This is a genomic window from Streptomyces sp. MST-110588 (assembly GCF_022695595.1).
Classification (GTDB): Bacteria; Actinomycetota; Actinomycetes; order Streptomycetales; family Streptomycetaceae; genus Streptomyces.
Genome location: NZ_CP074380.1, coordinates 5842467 through 5858676 on the forward strand (window position 1 = coordinate 5842467; position 16210 = coordinate 5858676).

A 16210-nucleotide genomic window follows, 5' to 3' on the forward strand; every position below is an offset into this window, starting at 1 on the left:
GTCACCCCTCGACTCCTGCCGCGCGGTAGCTTTCTCCGTAACGATCGGGCTTGCGCCCGAAGGGGCGAGTGCAGTCGGCAGAGATAAATTACAACACGTCATTTCCTGTCCCTTTTGCGGCAAATTGAGTCTCATGGTGTTTACTGTAGGTAACCTCGCATGCTGGTGCCGAAGTGATCACTGGGGCAGAATGTCGGTAGCTGTCCCGGCCGCAACCGGAACGGGCACGAGGCCGCTGGGGAAGGCGAACCTCGAACCGTACTGGAGGTCCCGGTGACGACACGTGGAGTTCTGTACGTCCACTCCGCTCCGCGCGCGCTGTGCCCGCACGTCGAATGGGCCGTCGCGGGCGTCCTTGGAGTGCGCGTCAACCTCGACTGGATCCGTCAGCCCGCAGCGCCCGGCACCTGGAGAGCCGAGTTCTCCTGGCAGGGCGAGGCGGGCACCGCGTCCAAGCTCGCCTCGGCACTGCGCGGCTGGCATCTGCTGCGCTTCGAGGTGACCGCGGAGCCCTGCGCCACCGCCGAGGGCGAACGGTACAGCGCCACCCCTGAGCTGGGCATCTTCCACGCCGTCACGGGCATCCACGGCGACATCCTCATCCCCGAGGACCGGCTGCGCGCCGCGCTGGCCCGCTCGGCGGTCGGCGAGACGGAGCTGGCCGAGGAGGTCGCCAAGCTCCTGGGCAAGCCCTGGGACGACGAACTGGAGCCTTTCCGGTACGCGGGCGAGGGCGCCCCGGTCCGCTGGCTCCACCAGGTCGTCTAGGGCGTTTCTGATGGATCTCCGTGGAAGACGGAGCGGTGTTCGGTGCGTGCGCTCGGCGTGCGGTGTGAAGGGTCATGTGGCGGAGCCACCTGTCCCTTTGCGCCGTGCGGCGAGGGTGCGTGCCGGGCGTCGCGAGGCCGCGGAGATCCATCAGAAGCGCCCTAGATCCCGCGCCGGACCCCGCGCCTCCACCACCACTTCGGACACGCGTTGCAGGGGACCGTGCATTGCCTTCGAGTGCGCTCCAGGGCCTAGCGTTCAACCATGACTGACAACTTCTCGGTGGCGGTGCTCGGCACCGGAATCATGGGCGCGGCGATGGCCCGCAATCTCGCCGGGGCCGGACTGGAGGTCCGCGCCTGGAACCGTACGCGGGCCCGGGCCGAGCCGCTGGCGGCCGACGGGGTCACGGTCGTGGACACCCCGGCCGAGGCGGTCGCGGACGCCGATGTGGTGCTCACCGTGCTGCTGGACGGGCCCGCCGTCCTGGACGCCGTACGGCAGGCCGCCCCCGGTCTGCGCGCGGGCGCCGTGTGGACCCAGTGCGCCACGGTCGGTCCCCAGGCCCTCGCCCCGCTCGTCGCCTTCGCCCGCGACCACAAACTGCGCTTCGTCGACGCCCCCGTACTGGGCACCAGGGCCCCGGCCGAGAGCGGACGGCTGACGGTCCTGGCGGCCGGCCCCCAGGACGCGCGTGAGGCGGCGGACCAGGTCTTCGCGGCGATCGGGCAGCGGACCGTATGGCTGGCGCAGGACGCGGCCGAGGGCCCCGCCGGCCGTCTGAAGCTGGTGCTCAACAACTGGGTGCTGACGCTCGTCAACGGGACCGCCGAGTCGCTGGCCCTGGCGAAAGGGCTCGGCGTCGACCCGCGCGCCTTCCTGGAGGCCGTCGAGGGCGGGCCGCTGGACTCGCCGTACCTGCGGATGAAGGCGGAGGCGATCCTCACCGGGGACTACCGCCCGCAGTTCGCGCTCTCCGGAGGGCTCAAGGACGCCCGGCTGATCGCCGAGGCCGCCGAGCGCGCGGGCGTGCGGCTGGACCTGGCCCCGGCGGGGCGGGCGCGCCTGGAGCGGGCCCAGGCGCAGGGGCACGGCGAAGAGGACTGCGCCGCCTCGTACTTCGCCGCGTTCGACCACTGACGGCGCGGCGCCTTCGTACCTCCGCCCTCGGTGCCGGGCACGCCGTACAGCCGCGCCCGTACATACGAGCCGGTCATGCCGTACGTACGGCGAAGCCCGCCCGGTCGCGATGACCGGGCGGGCTCCTGCGTACATATGGGGCCGCATATGGGCCGCGTACGGACGGTGTACGCACCGTTTACGGACGCGTACAGGCCGGTCCGGGGCCCGTTCCGGGGCTCAGACCGAGCGGAACGCCAGGACGACGTTGTGCCCGCCGAACCCGAAGGAGTCGTTGAGGGCCGCGATGGTGCCCTCGGCCGGCAGCGGCCGGGCCTGGTCGCGCACGATGTCCGCCTCCGCCTCGGGGTCGAGGTTGACGACGTTGATCGTCGGCGGCGCGACCCGGTGGTACAGGGCCAGGATCGAGGCCACGGTCTCCACGCCGCCGGCACCGCCGAGGAGGTGGCCGGTCATGGACTTCGTGGCGGAGATCGCCATGTGGTCGACGTGGTCGCCGAAGACCTTGCGCAGCGCCTTCAGCTCGGCGAGGTCACCCTGCGGGGTCGAGGTGGCGTGCGCGTTGACGTGCACGATCTCGGCGGGGTCCAGACCGGTGTTGGCCAGCAGGTTCTGCAGCGCGTGGGCGATGCCGTTGCCGGAGGGCTCGGGCTGCACGATGTCGTGGCTGTCGGCGGAGACGCCCTGGCCGAGGGCCTCGGCGTAGATACGGGCGCCGCGCTTGGCGGCGTGCTCGGCCGACTCCAGGACGATCACACCGGCGCCCTCGCCCATGACGAAGCCGTTGCGGTCGGCGTCGTAGGGCCGCGAGGCGCCCTGCGGGTCGTCGTTGGACTTCGACATCGCCATCATGTTGCCGAACGCGGCGATCGGCAGCGGGTGGATGGCCGCTTCGGTGCCGCCCGCCACGACCACGTCGGCGCGGCCGGTGCGGATCATCTCGATGGCGTAACCGATGGCCTCGGCGCCGGACGCGCAGGCGCTGACCGGGGTGTGCACGCCCGCACGGGCGTTGACCTCCAGGCCGACGTTGGCGGAGGGGCCGTTGGGCATCAGCATCGGGACGGTGTGCGGGGAGACGCGGCGGACGCCCTTCTCCTTGAGCACGTCGTACTGGCCGAGGAGGGTGGTCACGCCGCCGATGCCGGAGGCGATGACCGCGCCGAGACGGTCGGGGTCCACGGTGCCGTCCTCGCCGGCCCGGGCGGTGTAGCCGGCGTCCGCCCACGCCTCACGGGCCGCGATCAGCGCGAACTGCGCCGAGCGGTCCAGCTTGCGGGCCTGGGCCCGGGGGATGACCTCACCCGGGTCGACGGCGGCCTGTGCGGCGATGCGGACCGGCAACTCGGCCGCCCACTCCTGATCCAGGCGCTCGACGCCGGAACGGCCGGCGAGCAGGCCCTCCCAGGTCGAAGCGCTGTCGCCACCCAGCGGTGTGGTTGCGCCGATACCGGTGACGACCACGGTGCGATTGGTCGCGTTCACGGGAATTCTTACTCCACTGGTAGAGGGGTTGAGAATCGACGGCGCCACCGCGGGGTGGCGACATGCATGAGCTGGGTCAGCTCTGGTGGTCGAGGATGTACTTGGTCGCGTCGCCGACCGTCTTGAGGTTCTTCACGTCGTCGTCGGGGATCTTGACGTCGAAGCGCTCCTCGGCGGCCACGACGACCTCGACCATGGACAGCGAGTCGACGTCCAGGTCGTCGGTGAAGGACTTGTCCAACTTGACGTCCTCGGCGGGGATCCCGGCGATCTCGTTCACGATCTCGGCGAGACCGGCGAGGATCTCTTCCTGAGTGGCGGCCATGATGGCGCTCCTTCGGTATTTATCGGGGAAAACTGCGTTATTCGGTGAAGCTCTGTACAGCGGCCCGTGCGTCCGGAGACGTACGGCGTTGCGCAGATCTTGCCTAGGGGAGGGTAACGACCGTCGCGGCGTAGACGAGACCCGCCCCGAAGCCGATGACGAGCGCGGTGTCACCGCTCTTCGCCTGCCCGGTCGCCAGCAGCCGCTCCATGGCGAGCGGAATCGAGGCGGCCGAGGTGTTGCCGGTGGTCTCCACGTCACGCGCGACCGTGACAGTCTCCGGCAGCTTCAGAGTCTTCACCATCGAGTCGATGATCCGCATGTTGGCCTGGTGCGGAATGAAGACGTCCAGGTCGTCCGGGGTGACTCCGGCCGCGTCCAGCGCCTGCTGGGCGACCTTGGCCATCTCGAACACCGCCCACCGGAAGACCGCCTGGCCCTCCTGGGTGATGGCGGGGTACCGGATCTCCTCGGCGGCGAGCCGGACCTCGGGGTCACCGCCGGGGACGGGCGTGGTGCGGTAGACGTCCCAAGGATGAGTCTGCTTGATCGTATCGGCCTTGTCGCCTTCGGAGCCCCAGACGGTGGGGCCGATCGCGGGCTCCTTGGCGGGGCCGACGATCACCGCTCCGGCGCCGTCACCGAAGAGGAAGGCCGTCGCGCGGTCCTTCAGGTCGGTCAGGTCCGACAGCCGCTCAACGCCGATGACCAGCACGTATTCGGCGCTGCCGTCGGTGACCATGCCCTTGGCGAGGGTCAGGCCGTACCCGAAGCCCGCGCAGCCCGCCGAGATGTCGAACGCCGCCGGCTTGCCCGCGCCGATGCGGTGCGCGATCTCGGTGGCGATCGCCGGGGTCTGCTTGAAGTGCGAGACGGTCGAGACGATCACCGCGCCGATCTGCTCGGGGGCGATGCCGGCGTCGGCGATGGCCTTGCCGGACGCCTCCACCGACATGGCGGCGACCGTCTCCTCCGGGCCCGCCCAGTGGCGGGTGGCGATGCCCGAGCGCGAGCGGATCCACTCGTCGGAGGAGTCGATGTGCTTGAGGATCTCCTCGTTCGGTACGACCCGGGTCGGGCGGTAGCCGCCCACACCCATGATGCGCGCGTACGGGGAGCCCTTGGCGGGCTTGATCTTCGAGGTCATGCTCTCGGGCTCCTATTCGGCCTGGCCGGCCTGGGCACAGTGCTCGGCGATCAGCGTGCGGGCCGCGTCGAGGTCGTCGGGGGTCTTCAGGGCGAGTGTGCGCACACCGGGCAGGGCGCGCTTGGCCAGCCCCACGAGCGTGCCGCCGGGCGCGGCCTCGATGATCGCGCTCACCCCCAGCTCCTTGAAGGTCTCCATGCACAGGTCCCAGCGCACGGGGTTGGCCACCTGGCCGACCAGCCGCTGTACGACGTCCTGGCCGGAGGTGACGACCTGACCGTCCTTGTTGGAGACGTAGCGGGTGTGCGGGTCGGCGGCCGTCAGCTCGGCGACGGCGGACTCCAGCGCGGTGACGGCCGGGGCCATGTGCACGGTGTGGAACGCGCCGGCCACCTTCAGCGGGACGACCCGCCGGGTGCCCTCGGGCTTGTCCTCGGCCAGTGCGGCGAGCTGCTCGGCGGTGCCCGCGGCCACGATCTGGCCCGCGCCGTTGACGTTCGCCGGGGTCAGGCCCAGCTTCTCCAGGTGCGGCAGGACGTCCTGCGGCTCCCCGCCCAGCAGGGCGGACATGCCGGTCTCGGTGACGGCCGCGGCCTCGGCCATGGCCAGGCCACGCCTGCGTACGAGCGTCATCGCCGACTCGTCCGGCAGCACACCGGTCAGCGCGGCGGCGGCCAGCTCGCCGACACTGTGGCCGGCCGCGGCGCCGACCTGGCGGGAGAAGTCATTTGCCGTCGCGAAGAGCTGACGTGCGGAGATCAGGGAGGCCGCGACCAGCAGCGGCTGGGCGACCGCCGTGTCGCGGATCTCCTCCGCGTCGGCCTGCGTGCCGTAGTGGACCAGGTCCAAGTCGATGGAAGCCGACCAGGCGCGAAGCTGTTCCTCGACACCGGGAAGGTCGAGCCAGGGGGTCAGGAAGCCGGGCGTCTGAGCGCCTTGGCCGGGAGCGACGAGTACGAGCACACTCACACTCTCTCTTGTGGAAGGTCCGGCCCGCCCGTGGGGACAGGGACGAAGAACCCTCAGGGGAATTGTTGGTGTTCCACAAAAAGTTTAGGGCTGCGTCTCGCCGGAGGCCAGACGCCCCAGGATCAGCGCGATGCGCAGCGTAAAGGCCGAGCGCACATCGGACGGTGACCATCCGGTGACGTCCGTCACACGTCGCAGCCGGTAGCGCACGGTGTTGGGGTGGACGAAGAGCATCCGCGCCGCGCCCTCCAGACTGCTGGCCTGCTCCAGATAGACGCTCAGCGTCTCCAGCAGAGCCGACCCCGCCTCCTCCAACGGTCTGTAGATCTCCTCCACCAACTGGTCGCGTGCGGCCGGGTCCGACGCCATGGCGCGCTCCGGCAGGAGATCGTCCGCCAGTACGGGGCGGGGGGCGTCGGGCCAGGCGGCACACGCCTTGAGCCCGGCCGCCGCGGCCTGCGCCGACCGGGTGGCGGCCAGCAGGTCCGAGACCACCGGACCGGCCACCACCGGCCCCGCCGCGAACGGCCCGATCAGCGCCTTCGCGGCCTTGAGCGGATCGTCGCTGCCGCCCGCGATGACCACCAGACGGGTCCCCAGCACACCGGTCAGCACCTGGAGCTTGGCGTGCCGCGAGGCCCGCCGGATCGCCTCGACCGTCAGCTCGCTGTCGCCGTCCGGGGCCGTGCCCAGCACCACACAGACGTGCTCGGGGGAGTTCCAGCCCAGCGCCGCGGCCCGCGAGACCGCGCCCTCGTCCGCCTCGCCGGAGAGCACCGCGTTGACCACCAGCGACTCCAGGCGGGCGTCCCAGGCGCCGCGGGCCTCGGCGGCCTGTGCGTACACCTGGGCGGTGGCGAAGGCGATCTCCCGCGCGTAGACGAGCAGCGCCTCGCGCAGCACCGACTCGTCCCCCGGCGCGGCGACGTCGTCGATCGCCGACTCCATGACCTCGATCGTGGTACGGACCATCTCGACGGTCTGGCGCAGGGTGATCGCCCGGGTCAGCTCGCGCGGCGCCGTACCGAAGACGTCGGTGCTGATGGCCTGCGGAGTCTCCGGGTGCCGGAACCACTCGGTGAAGGCCGCGATGCCCGCCTGGGCCACCAGGCCGATCCAGGAGCGGTTCTCCGGCGGCATCGCCCGGTACCACGGCAGTTGCGCGTCCATGCGGGCGATGGCGCTGGCAGCCAGCTTGCCGGAGGACTTCTCCAGGCGGCGCAGGGTCGCGGTGTGCGGATGCGGGTGCGGGTCGCGCGATGCGGGTTCAGACACGGGGACAAGCCTGCCTTATCGGAGCGGTGGGGTGTCGCGGCGGGGCTACGGTGGACCGCCGCAGGCCCCGTACGGTGTCCGGTGCGGGTGGCACGAGGAGGGCTCCAATGATCGAGGTACACGGCGGCGACGAACGCTATCGGGGCGGGGACGCGGACGTCGGCATCGAGTCGCTGCACGCCTTCTCCTTCGGCCCGCACTACGACCCGGACAACCTCCGCTTCGGCGCGCTGACCGCCTGCAACGAGGAACGGCTGGCGGCGGGCGCCGGTTTCGGGGAGCACCCGCACCAGGACACGGAAATCGTCACCTGGGTCATCGAGGGCACCTTGACGCACCGCGACTCCACCGGCCGTGCGACGGTCGTACGGCCCGGTGACGTGCAGCGGCTCAGCTCGGCCGGCGGCGTCCGGCACGTCGAGCGCAACGACGGCCCTAAGCCGCTGCGCTTCGTGCAGATGTGGCTGACGCCCACGGTCTTCGGCGGTCAGCCGGAGTACGAGGTGGTCCGCGGCATCGCCGACGGCACCCCCTACGCCCTGCCGCGTGCCGGCGCCCTGCTGCACGTCCGGCGCCTGGCCGGCGGCGAGCGGTCCGCGGTCCCCGACGCGCCCCGGGTGTACGTGCACGTGGTGCGCGGTGCCGTACGCCTGGGCGGCGGCGAGGTCCCGCAGGACAGCCGGCTGACGGCCGGGGACGCCGCCCGCGTCACGGACGCAAAGGGACTGGAGGCACTGGCGGAGGAGGACGCGGAGTGCCTGATCTGGGAGATGGGTGCCGAACCCACGTACGGATGAACCTGTATGAGCGTCTCGGGGCGCGGCTGCCTGACGATGTCGAGCGGTCGCCGTCACGCCATGACGGGTCCGGCCTCACCGAGACCCGCCCATCCGGATACCCGCCCATCCGGATACCCGCCCACCCGGATACCCGCTCCTGGGCATCGAGGGCATCCTCAAGAAGCGTGCGACCAAAGACGCGGCCTACTGTTGAACTCCTTCGCCGGCGCACTCCAGGTCCTCGGGAACCTTCGTCCGCCGGGCGAGTTCGTCGTCGGGGCGGCGGACCTCGGGGCTTCCGTCAGGCTTCGGCGCGCAGTTCGGTGATGACCGCGTCCGTCAGCGGGGGCCAGGACTCGATCGCCCACGGGCCGAAGGCGCGGTCGGTCAGTGCCACACAGGCCGCGCCCGCGTCCGGGTCCACCCACAGGAACGTGCCGGACTGGCCGAAGTGCCCGAAGGTGCGCGGCGAGGAGGTGGCCCCCGTCCAGTGTGGCTCCTTGGAGTCACGGATCTCGAAGCCCAGGCCCCAGTCGTTCGGTTTCTGGTGGCCGTATCCGGGCAGTACGCCGGTCAGGCCGGGGAAGACCACCGAGGTCGCCTCGGCCAGGGTCTGCGGCGCGAGCAGGCGCGGCGCGAGCAGTTCGGCCGCGAAGCGGGTGAGGTCGGCGACGGTGGAGACGCCGTCCTTGGCGGGGGAGCCCGGCAGGTCGGTCGCGGTCATGCCCAGCGGCTCGAAGACCGCCTCGCGCACATATTGCGGGAAGGGGATGTCGGTGGCCTTGGCGATGTGGTCGCCCAGGGCCTCGAAGCCGGCGTTCGAATAGATGCGGCGGGTGCCGGGCTCGGCCATCAGCCGGTCCTCGTCGAAAGCCAGACCCGAGGTGTGGGCGAGGAGGTGGCGGACCGTGGAGCCCGCCGGGCCGGCCGGCTCGTCCAGCTCGACGGCGCCCTCCTCGACGGCGAGCAGCGCGGCGTAGGCAGCCAGCGGCTTGGTGACGGACGCCAGCGGGAAACGGTGCTCCTGGGGGCCGTACGTTCCGGCTGTCGTGCCGTCGGCACGTACCACCGCTGCCGCCGCGGTCGGTACCGGCCAGTTCTCGATCATCCGCAAGCTCTCCATACGGCGAGCCTAACGTTCCCAAGATTGCGTCAAGACTCCGCTTGCTTGGAGTGCACTCCAGGTCTCTAGCGTTGCAGTCGTCGTGACAGACACGGCGGTCGCGGCGGATGCGATGGATGCGGCGGATGCGGCGGCCGTGAGGGATCCGGCGTACTCGGGAGGCACGGCATGACGGTGACACAAGCGGGACCGACGAGGCTCGTCAGGTGCATGGGGAGGGTCACACATCCGCGCCCGGAGGGGCAGGACCGGTACACGATCAGCGAGGTGGCCGAGCACACCGGACTGAGCGCGCACACCCTGCGCTGGTACGAGCGGATCGGGCTGATGCCGCACGTGGACCGTACGCATACAGGACAGCGGCGCTTCAGCAACCGCGACCTGGACTGGCTGGACCTCGTCAGCAAGCTGCGGCTGACCGGGATGTCGGTGGCGGACATGGTCCGCTACGCCGAACTGGTGCGGGCCGGCGAGCACACCTACCCCGAGCGGGAGGAGCTGCTGACCGCGCACCGCGAGGACGTACGGCAGCGCATCGCCGAGTTGGGGAGCACGCTGGAGCTCCTCGACTTCAAGATCGACCTTTATGCCGACGCCCGCCGGGAGCGCGAGCGGCGGGAGATGCACGAGAGCGTCTCGTACGGGGCGGCATACGGCGGTACTTCACGACAGACGCGGACATCAGCACAGACACAACAGACGCGACAGGCGGCGTACGAAAGCGCCTGACGGAAGAGTCCGAGGGGCCTGGGATTCATATGAGCACGGAAGACAACGGCGGGAGTGGCGTGAGCGACGGAAGCGGCGTGGGTGCGAACGTGATGGAGACGGTGGAGCTGGGCAAGGGCGGGCCGCGGGTCGGCGTGCAGGGCCTGGGCTGCATGGGTATGAGCGCCGCGTACGGGCCGACGGACGCGCAGGAGGCGCGGGCCACGCTGGAGCGTGCACTGGAGCTGGGCGTCACCCTCTTCGACACCGCCGACATGTACGGGGCCGGGGCGAACGAGGAATTCCTCGCGCCGTTCCTGCGGGCCCACCGCGCGGATGTCGTCCTGGCGACGAAATTCGCGCTGGCCGTGGACCCGCAGGACCCGACCAAGCGGACCCTGCGCAACGACCGTCCGTACATACGCCAGGCCATCGAGGCGAGCCTGCGGCGCCTGGGCGTGGACGAGATCGACCTGTACTACATGCACCGGCGCGATGTGAACGTCCCCATAGAGGAGACGGTCGCAGCCATGGCCGAGCTGGTGGCCGAGGGCAAGGTCAAGCACCTGGGCCTGAGCGAGGTCACCGGCAGCGAGCTGCGCGCGGCGCAGGCCGTGCACCCCATCGCGGCGGTCCAGTCGGAGTGGTCGCTGTTCAGCCGGGACGTCGAGGAGAACGTGGTGTCCGCCGCGCGTGAGCTGGGCGTCGGCTTCGTGCCGTACTCGCCGCTCGGCCGGGGCTTCTTGACCGGCTCGTTCGTCAGCGCGGACAAGGAACTGGGTACGGACGACTTCCGCCGTCTGCAGCCGCGCTTCACCGGTGACAACGCCGCCGCCAACGCCGCGCTGCTCGCCCCCGTACGGCAGGTCGCCCAGGAGCGCGGGGTGACGGCCGGTCAGGTGGCGCTGGCCTGGGTCCACCACCAGGCGCGGGTGCACGGCCTGCCCGTCGTACCGATCCCCGGCACCCGCAAGCGCAGCCGCGTGGAGGAGAACGCCGCCGCCTCCCGCATCGAGCTGAGCGAGGCCGAGCTGGCTCTGCTGGAGCCGATCGCCTCCCAGGTCGCGGGCGCGCGCTACGCGGACATGACGCTCACCTCGGCGGGGCGGGAGTAGTCGGCGGGGCGGGGGTCAAGCGATGGGGCGAGGGTGAAGTGGGGCGGGGGTGATGCGGGGAGGCGCGGGGAGCCGGGCTTTGGTTCGGCTGCCCGCGCCTGTGCCCGGCTGTCCGTTCTTGTGCCCGGCTGTCCGTGCCTGTGCCCGGCTCCCCGGCCTGTGACCGGCTGCCCGCGCCTGCGTTCGGCTGTCCGCGCCTGTGCTCGCTCGCCTCTCATGTCATGCCAGCCCCAGCGCGAACGCCCCGAAGCCCATGGCCAGTACGGCCGCCAGGGCACGCCGTACCGCCGTCACCCCGGTCCACGGCGCCTCGAACCGCCGGGTCACCCGCCCGATGAGCACCAGCGCGAGCGCCAGGACCGGGATCCAGGCCAGCCGGGCCAGAACCCAGCCGACGGTGTCCGGCGCGGTGGTCAGGCCCGGCACCGCGCCCAGGAACGAGACGGGGGCGGCGGCCGAGAGCATGGCGGTCTGGTGCCAGCACAGGATCGTCATCGCCGAGAGGTTGATGATCACCACCGGTGCCCACAGGGCGGGCCGCTGCAGCAGGGCGGCGACGCGGTCGCGCAGCAGGACCGCGGCGCCGCACTGGGTGGCGGCCAGGGCCAGGACCAGCAGCGACGGCGGGTGGGAGTTCGTACGGTCCTGGCCGGGCACGCCGACCATGCTCGCGGGGTAGTCGAAGAAGAGCAGCAGCGCGGCGAACAGGGCGGCGCCGCCCAGCAGCAGAGTCCGGGCGGCGGGCCGGCCGAGCCTGCCGTGCCCCCAGGAGACGCCGAGCTGGTAGGCGAACATCCAGCCGGGCAGCAGATTGAGCAGGCTCAGCCAGGAGGGCATCGCGTCCGCGTACGGGCCGTACCGCAGGAAGTCCACGACGGCGACGCTGCCGAGCAGGGGCGCCGCGGACCACACGCCCATGGCGCGGGCGGCCCGGGAGCACAGCGGCGTCAGCGCGGTGATCACCGCGTAGACGCCGACGAACCACAGCGGCTGGACGACCAGGGTCGCCCCCGTCCGCAGGGTGGCCTCGGGGACCCCCAGCGCGTACAGGACGGGCACCATGGCCGCCCAGGTGGCGGTGACGCCGAGGACGGGGCGGCCCAGACGCGCGAGCCGGCCGCGCAGCCAGGCACCGGTCCGCTCACCGCGTGCGGCGGCGCGCCGGTAGGACAGTACGGAGGCGTAGCCGCCGACCAGGAAGAAGATGCCGAGCATCTGCAGCACCCAGCTCACCGGCGCGAGGGCGGCGAAGGTGCTCAGCGGGCTGGCGTTGTGCAGCGCGCCGCCGGAGTCCAGGGTGAAGCCGCCCAGCATCCAGTGACCGACGGGCACGGCCAGCAGGGCCAGGGCGCGCAGCCCGTCGACGGCGCGGTCGCGGTGGGCGGGGGTGCGGTCCTCGATGGCGCGGACGGCTGACCGTACGGCCTTGGGGATGCCTGTGACGCGGGCGGCGGGTCGGGTGGCGGGGCGGCTGGTGGCTCGGACGGCGGGGCGTGGGGCCGGGTGCGTGGTGGTCATCGGGCTTCCCTGATGGGTGAGGGCGGACGGTCAAGGGGCCGGTCGTTGGAGCACGGGTGCGGGTACGGGCCGTACGGGGTACGAGTCCGGGTACGGGCCGTACGGGTACGGGCGTACGGAGCGGGCGCGGGGTCGTACGCGTGCTCAGCGCACGTCGGCGTAGCGGCCCAGGGCGATGGCGGCGAAGCTGCGCAGGGAGTCCGTGCCGGGCGCGAGGTAGCCGGTGTGGCCCTCCGCACGGTCCGCGGAGACCCGGCGGGCGCCGAAGTCCGGGCCGGTGGGGTCCTCGCCGTGCCCCAGCCCCAGGAACTCGACGTGGGGGACGCGGGCGATCCAGTCGGAGGCGTCGCGGGCCGCCCACACCCGGGCGCCGGTGTGCAACTGCGTCACACTGTCCGCACGCATCCCGGGCGACCCGAAGACCACCAGGTCACCCAGTACGCCCCGGTCCAGTTCCGGTGCGGCCAGACCGCAGACGACCGAGCCGTAGCTGTGGCACAGCACGGCGGGGGCCGGGGCCTTGACGGCTGCGAGACCGGACAGGAAGCGGGCCAGGCGCGGGGCGCCGGCCTCGGCCAGGCGGCCGGTGGCGGCATCCGGGCCGAGGCCGACGGGGGTGGTGTAACCGGCCCAGGCGATCACTGCGGTGGGTGTGCCGGGCGCGTCGGCGGTCATCTGCGCGCGCAGCGACCTGGCCATGCCGGACGGCGTTCCGTACGCATCCGTCGTCCGGTCGAAGGAGGTCAGATCGATGTCGGAGCCGGGGACGACCACGGCCGTACGCCGTGCCGCCGTCAGGTCCCCGTACACCTCGGCGACCTGGCCCCGGCCGCGCGGGTCGAAGGCCAGGATGTGGCGGCCGGAGGAGAGCAGCGCGGCGCAGCGGTCCGCCCGCTTGCGTGCCTCCTGGTGGTCTTCCGCGGTGTCGGCCGGGTCGGTGGCGCGGGCCAGTTGCTGCCGCTGCTCCTGCTCGATCGCGCGGGAGTTGGCCGCGTACCGCAGGGCGACGGGGGCGCCGTCCAGATTGCCGACGGTCAAGGGGTGACGGGCCGCCAGGTCCCGCTGCTGCGGCCCCGTCAGCGAGGCGAAGAAGCGGGCGACATCGCGCGGCGCGGCGGTCGCCGGGTCGGGCAGCGGGCGGCCCAGGGAGTGGTCCGCGCGCCAGGACGCGGCGCCGGGCGCGGGCCCGGTGACGGCTTCCTGCGCGGTCCCCGCGGCCCAGCCGCCGGTACCGGCGACGACCGCCGCCGCGAGCGCGGCGGCGGCCAGCGTGCGCTTACCGCGCCGGGTCAGGACCCGCAGCAAGGACATGGTGTTGTCTCCCTCTTCCGTCGGTGTGGCGGAGGGAAGGTAAGGAGACGATGTCCGACGCGGCGTCACACCGCGGAGCCAACTGCCTTGTCATACCGGGGTAGGGGGTCCGTGTCCCGCTCGTCCTTTGGAAGGAGCCGTCTTCCCGGTCCGGAGGCGGGGCGGTCGGCGGACAGCGGTCAGCGCCCCACGGGCGGCGGTCAGCGCCCCACGGGCGGCGGCCGGCACCCCACGGGTGGCTGCGGGCCGCCGCGGGGGCGCTCAGAACTGAGGGCTCACCGCTCGCCGGGCGACACCAGACCCGACTCGTACGCGAAGATCACGGCCTGGGCGCGGTCGCGCAGGTCCAACTTGGCCAGCACGCGTCCGATGTGGGTCTTCACCGTCTGCTCGGCGAGGACCAGCGAGCCGGCGATCTCCTGGTTCGACAGACCGCGGGCGATCAGCTCCAGCACCTCGGTCTCGCGCGGAGTCAGGCCGTTGAGCCGCAGCGAGGCCCGGTCCTTGCGGGGCTTGGGGCGCTGACGTGCGAAGTCGGCGATCAGCCGCCGGGTCACCGACGGCGCGAGCAGCGCCTCGCCCGCCGCCACGACCCGTACGGCGGAGATCAGATCGGCGGGCGGCGCGTCCTTGAGCAGAAAGCCGGACGCGCCGGCGCGCAGCGCCTCGTACACGTAGTCGTCGACGTCGAACGTCGTCAGCATCAGCACCTTGGGGCGGTGGCTGACGCCGATGGGCGGGTCGAGCAACTGCCGGGCCGCCTCCAGCCCGTCCATCTCGGGCATACGGACATCCATCAGCACCACATCGGGGTGGACGCGACGGCTCAGTTCGACGCCCTGGAGGCCGTCCGGCGCGTCACCGACGACGTCGATGTCGCTCTGCGCGGCGAGCAGGGCGGCGAAGCCCGCCCGCACCATGGCCTGGTCGTCGACGATGGTCACCCGGATGGTCATGCGGTGTCGGAATCCTTTGCTGTGTCAGGTGCGCCGGCCGGCCCGGACCCGGGGCCGGACTTCGGTCCGTACCCGGACCCGGACCTGGATCCCGGTCCGTACCCGGACCCGGGCCCCGGCCCGGCGACCGGTTCTGCGGCAGATTCTGCCCCAGGCCCTGTGGCGGGCCCTTCTGCGGTCCCCGTCGCAGGCCCTTCGCCGGGCTTCGCGGCAGGTCCCATGACCGGTTCGGTGACCGGTCCGGTGACCGGTGTGCCGACGGGGAGGCGGGCCGCGACACGGAAGCCGCCGTCGGGCAGGAGGCCGGTGTCCAAGGTGCCGTCCACCAGGCGTACGCGCTCGCGCATGCCGACCAGGCCGTGCCCGGTGCCGGTGGTCTCCAAAGGCGCGGAGGGCCGGGGCGGCGCGGAGTTGACGACCAGTACGGTCAGGTGCCCGCGGTCCGGGGTGAGGGTGACCGATACCCGGGTCTGCGCGCCCGGAGCGTGCCGTACCACGTTGGCCAGCGCTTCCTGCACGATCCGGTACGCCGACAGCTCCACCGCCTGCTCCAGCTCCACCGGCTCCCGTGGCAGCGTCAGCTCCACCGGCACACCTGCCCGTACCGTCCCCTCGACCAGCTTCGGCACCTGGTCCAGGCCCGGCTGCGGCGTCTTCTCCGGTCCGCCCGCGCGCTCGGACTCCTCGTTGCGCAGCACGCCCAGCAGCCGGCGCATCTCCGCCAGCGACTCGCGCGCGGTGGCGGCGATGGCGCCGAACTCCTCCTGCGCCTCCTTCGGTATCCCGCTGATCCTGTAGGGCGCACTGTCGGCCTGGACCGTGATCACCGACATGTGGTGGGCGACGACATCGTGCAGTTCACGCGCGATACGGGCACGCTCCTCCAGCAGGGTGCGGCGGGCCCGTTCGGCCTCGCTGATGTTCTCCTGCTCGGCGAGCCTGCGCTGGGCGTCGCGGCGCTCCTGCAAGGTGCCGCCCACCAGCAGCACCACGCCCGTGAGGACGAACAGCAGCAGCCAGGTGCCGACGCTGCGGACCGGCCAGAACTCTTCCAGGACGGCGCCGACCGCGCCGGTCAGCAGCCAGACGGCCACCAGCGTACGGCGGCGCTCGCGCAGCGACAGGGCCAGCATCAGGGCGAGATAGCCGATGACCACGGTGGGCGGCCATGGCCAGGGGCGGCCGGCGGTGCCGGAGAGACCGCCCAGCACGACAGCGCATATGACGTCGGCTCCGAAGACCACCCACCATGCCTGGAGCGGCCGGGTGACCGAGAGCAGCAGCGGGGCGGTCTGCGCGGTGGCGAACGCCCCGGCCAGCGCCGGGGCCATGCCGTAGTCATGGATGAAGACGGTGATGGTGGTGGGCAGCAGCGAGACGGCGAAGAGGAAAGCGACGACGTACGGAAGCAGGCGCAGCCAGCGGCTGCCGGCCGAGCCGAGGAGCGGCTCGCCGCTGCCGGTCGGCGTGCCGAGGTCGTCGGCGAGCGCACGCAGTGCCCTCAGTGCTGTGCGGCCCGCGTGGGCCATGCGCCGACGGGCCGGGGACGAGGTGGGGGAGGCTCCGGAAGGAGGCAGTGGTGTGGACATCG

The 16210-nt window shown here is 72.1% G+C and carries 14 protein-coding genes and 1 pseudogene; 5 read left to right on the top strand and 10 right to left on the bottom strand.

Features of this window, described 5'->3' with window-relative positions:
• Positions 1–273 precede the first annotated feature (273 nt).
• Both KGS77_RS25550 and KGS77_RS25555 read left to right on the top strand, forming a co-directional pair.
• Entirely contained in the window at positions 274–768 is a 495-nt protein-coding gene (locus tag KGS77_RS25550; RefSeq protein WP_242585353.1) for a DUF3145 domain-containing protein, read from the top strand.
• A 264-nt stretch (positions 769–1032) separates the two neighbouring features.
• Positions 1033–1908, top strand: coding sequence for an NAD(P)-dependent oxidoreductase (locus KGS77_RS25555; RefSeq protein WP_242585355.1), 876 nt, complete (start codon positions 1033–1035; stop codon positions 1906–1908).
• A 219-nt stretch (positions 1909–2127) separates the two neighbouring features.
• Here KGS77_RS25555 and KGS77_RS25560 read toward each other — a convergent pair whose 3' ends face one another.
• From KGS77_RS25560 to KGS77_RS25580, 5 genes are all read right to left on the bottom strand, one after another.
• Positions 2128–3393 carry a beta-ketoacyl-[acyl-carrier-protein] synthase family protein gene (locus KGS77_RS25560; RefSeq protein ID WP_242585357.1) on the bottom strand — a complete coding sequence of 422 codons (1266 nt, stop codon included), beginning with the start codon at positions 3391–3393 and terminating at the stop codon, positions 2128–2130.
• A 76-nt stretch (positions 3394–3469) separates the two neighbouring features.
• Entirely contained in the window at positions 3470–3718 is a 249-nt protein-coding gene (locus KGS77_RS25565) for an acyl carrier protein (protein WP_242585361.1), read from the bottom strand.
• 103 nt (positions 3719–3821) lie between these two features.
• On the bottom strand, positions 3822–4865 hold the full coding sequence (locus tag KGS77_RS25570) for a ketoacyl-ACP synthase III (protein ID WP_242585363.1): 1044 nt from the start codon (positions 4863–4865) through the stop codon (positions 3822–3824).
• 12 nt (positions 4866–4877) lie between these two features.
• Positions 4878–5828 (bottom strand): ACP S-malonyltransferase, encoded by a 951-nt coding sequence (locus KGS77_RS25575; RefSeq protein ID WP_242587679.1) that lies wholly within the window; start codon positions 5826–5828, stop codon positions 4878–4880.
• Between the two features lie 90 nt (positions 5829–5918).
• Entirely contained in the window at positions 5919–7109 is a 1191-nt protein-coding gene (locus KGS77_RS25580; RefSeq protein WP_242585365.1) for a helix-turn-helix domain-containing protein, read from the bottom strand.
• Positions 7110–7216: 107 nt separating this feature from the next.
• On the opposite strand from KGS77_RS25580, the gene KGS77_RS25585 reads away from it, so the two are divergent.
• Positions 7217–7906 (top strand): pirin family protein, encoded by a 690-nt coding sequence (locus tag KGS77_RS25585; protein ID WP_242585367.1) that lies wholly within the window; start codon positions 7217–7219, stop codon positions 7904–7906.
• Between the two features lie 283 nt (positions 7907–8189).
• Here the strand turns inward: KGS77_RS25585 and KGS77_RS25590 are convergent, their stop codons facing one another.
• Positions 8190–9011: a serine hydrolase domain-containing protein gene (locus KGS77_RS25590; protein ID WP_242585369.1), complete on the bottom strand. Its 822-nt coding sequence runs from the start codon at positions 9009–9011 to the stop codon at positions 8190–8192.
• A 168-nt stretch (positions 9012–9179) separates the two neighbouring features.
• On the opposite strand from KGS77_RS25590, the pseudogene KGS77_RS25595 reads away from it, so the two are divergent.
• A pseudogene (locus KGS77_RS25595) lies at positions 9180–9614 on the top strand (MerR family transcriptional regulator); the annotation flags it as partial.
• 218 nt (positions 9615–9832) lie between these two features.
• Positions 9833–10834, top strand: a complete 1002-nt coding sequence (locus tag KGS77_RS25600; protein ID WP_242587680.1) for an aldo/keto reductase — start codon at positions 9833–9835, stop codon at positions 10832–10834.
• A 219-nt stretch (positions 10835–11053) separates the two neighbouring features.
• Here the strand turns inward: KGS77_RS25600 and KGS77_RS25605 are convergent, their stop codons facing one another.
• From KGS77_RS25605 to KGS77_RS25620, 4 genes are all read right to left on the bottom strand, one after another.
• Positions 11054–12352 (bottom strand): acyltransferase, encoded by a 1299-nt coding sequence (locus KGS77_RS25605; protein WP_242585371.1) that lies wholly within the window; start codon positions 12350–12352, stop codon positions 11054–11056.
• A gap of 144 nt (positions 12353–12496) precedes the next feature.
• Positions 12497–13663: an alpha/beta hydrolase gene (locus KGS77_RS25610; RefSeq protein WP_242585373.1), complete on the bottom strand. Its 1167-nt coding sequence runs from the start codon at positions 13661–13663 to the stop codon at positions 12497–12499.
• A gap of 275 nt (positions 13664–13938) precedes the next feature.
• Positions 13939–14619 carry a response regulator transcription factor gene (locus KGS77_RS25615; protein WP_242585375.1) on the bottom strand — a complete coding sequence of 227 codons (681 nt, stop codon included), beginning with the start codon at positions 14617–14619 and terminating at the stop codon, positions 13939–13941.
• Positions 14616–16148: a sensor histidine kinase gene (locus tag KGS77_RS25620; RefSeq protein ID WP_242585377.1), complete on the bottom strand. Its 1533-nt coding sequence runs from the start codon at positions 16146–16148 to the stop codon at positions 14616–14618. The genes KGS77_RS25615 and KGS77_RS25620 overlap by 4 nt, the downstream gene beginning before the upstream one ends.
• Positions 16149–16210 lie beyond the last annotated feature (62 nt).

Bases quoted from the DNA above. Each gene is read 5' to 3' on its own strand.
- KGS77_RS25555 (WP_242585355.1), top strand. From the start codon at position 1,033: ATGACTGACAACTTCTCGGTGGCGGTGCTCGGCACCGGAATCATGGGC.
- KGS77_RS25565 (WP_242585361.1), bottom strand. From the start codon at position 3,718: ATGGCCGCCACTCAGGAAGAGATCCTCGCCGGTCTCGCCGAGATCGTG.
- KGS77_RS25570 (WP_242585363.1), bottom strand. From the start codon at position 4,865: ATGACCTCGAAGATCAAGCCCGCCAAGGGCTCCCCGTACGCGCGCATC.
- KGS77_RS25585 (WP_242585367.1), top strand. From the start codon at position 7,217: ATGATCGAGGTACACGGCGGCGACGAACGCTATCGGGGCGGGGACGCG.
- KGS77_RS25590 (WP_242585369.1), bottom strand. From the start codon at position 9,011: ATGGAGAGCTTGCGGATGATCGAGAACTGGCCGGTACCGACCGCGGCG.
- KGS77_RS25600 (WP_242587680.1), top strand. From the start codon at position 9,833: ATGGAGACGGTGGAGCTGGGCAAGGGCGGGCCGCGGGTCGGCGTGCAG.
- KGS77_RS25605 (WP_242585371.1), bottom strand. From the start codon at position 12,352: ATGACCACCACGCACCCGGCCCCACGCCCCGCCGTCCGAGCCACCAGC.
- KGS77_RS25610 (WP_242585373.1), bottom strand. From the start codon at position 13,663: ATGTCCTTGCTGCGGGTCCTGACCCGGCGCGGTAAGCGCACGCTGGCC.
- KGS77_RS25615 (WP_242585375.1), bottom strand. From the start codon at position 14,619: ATGACCATCCGGGTGACCATCGTCGACGACCAGGCCATGGTGCGGGCG.
- KGS77_RS25620 (WP_242585377.1), bottom strand. From the start codon at position 16,148: ATGGCCCACGCGGGCCGCACAGCACTGAGGGCACTGCGTGCGCTCGCC.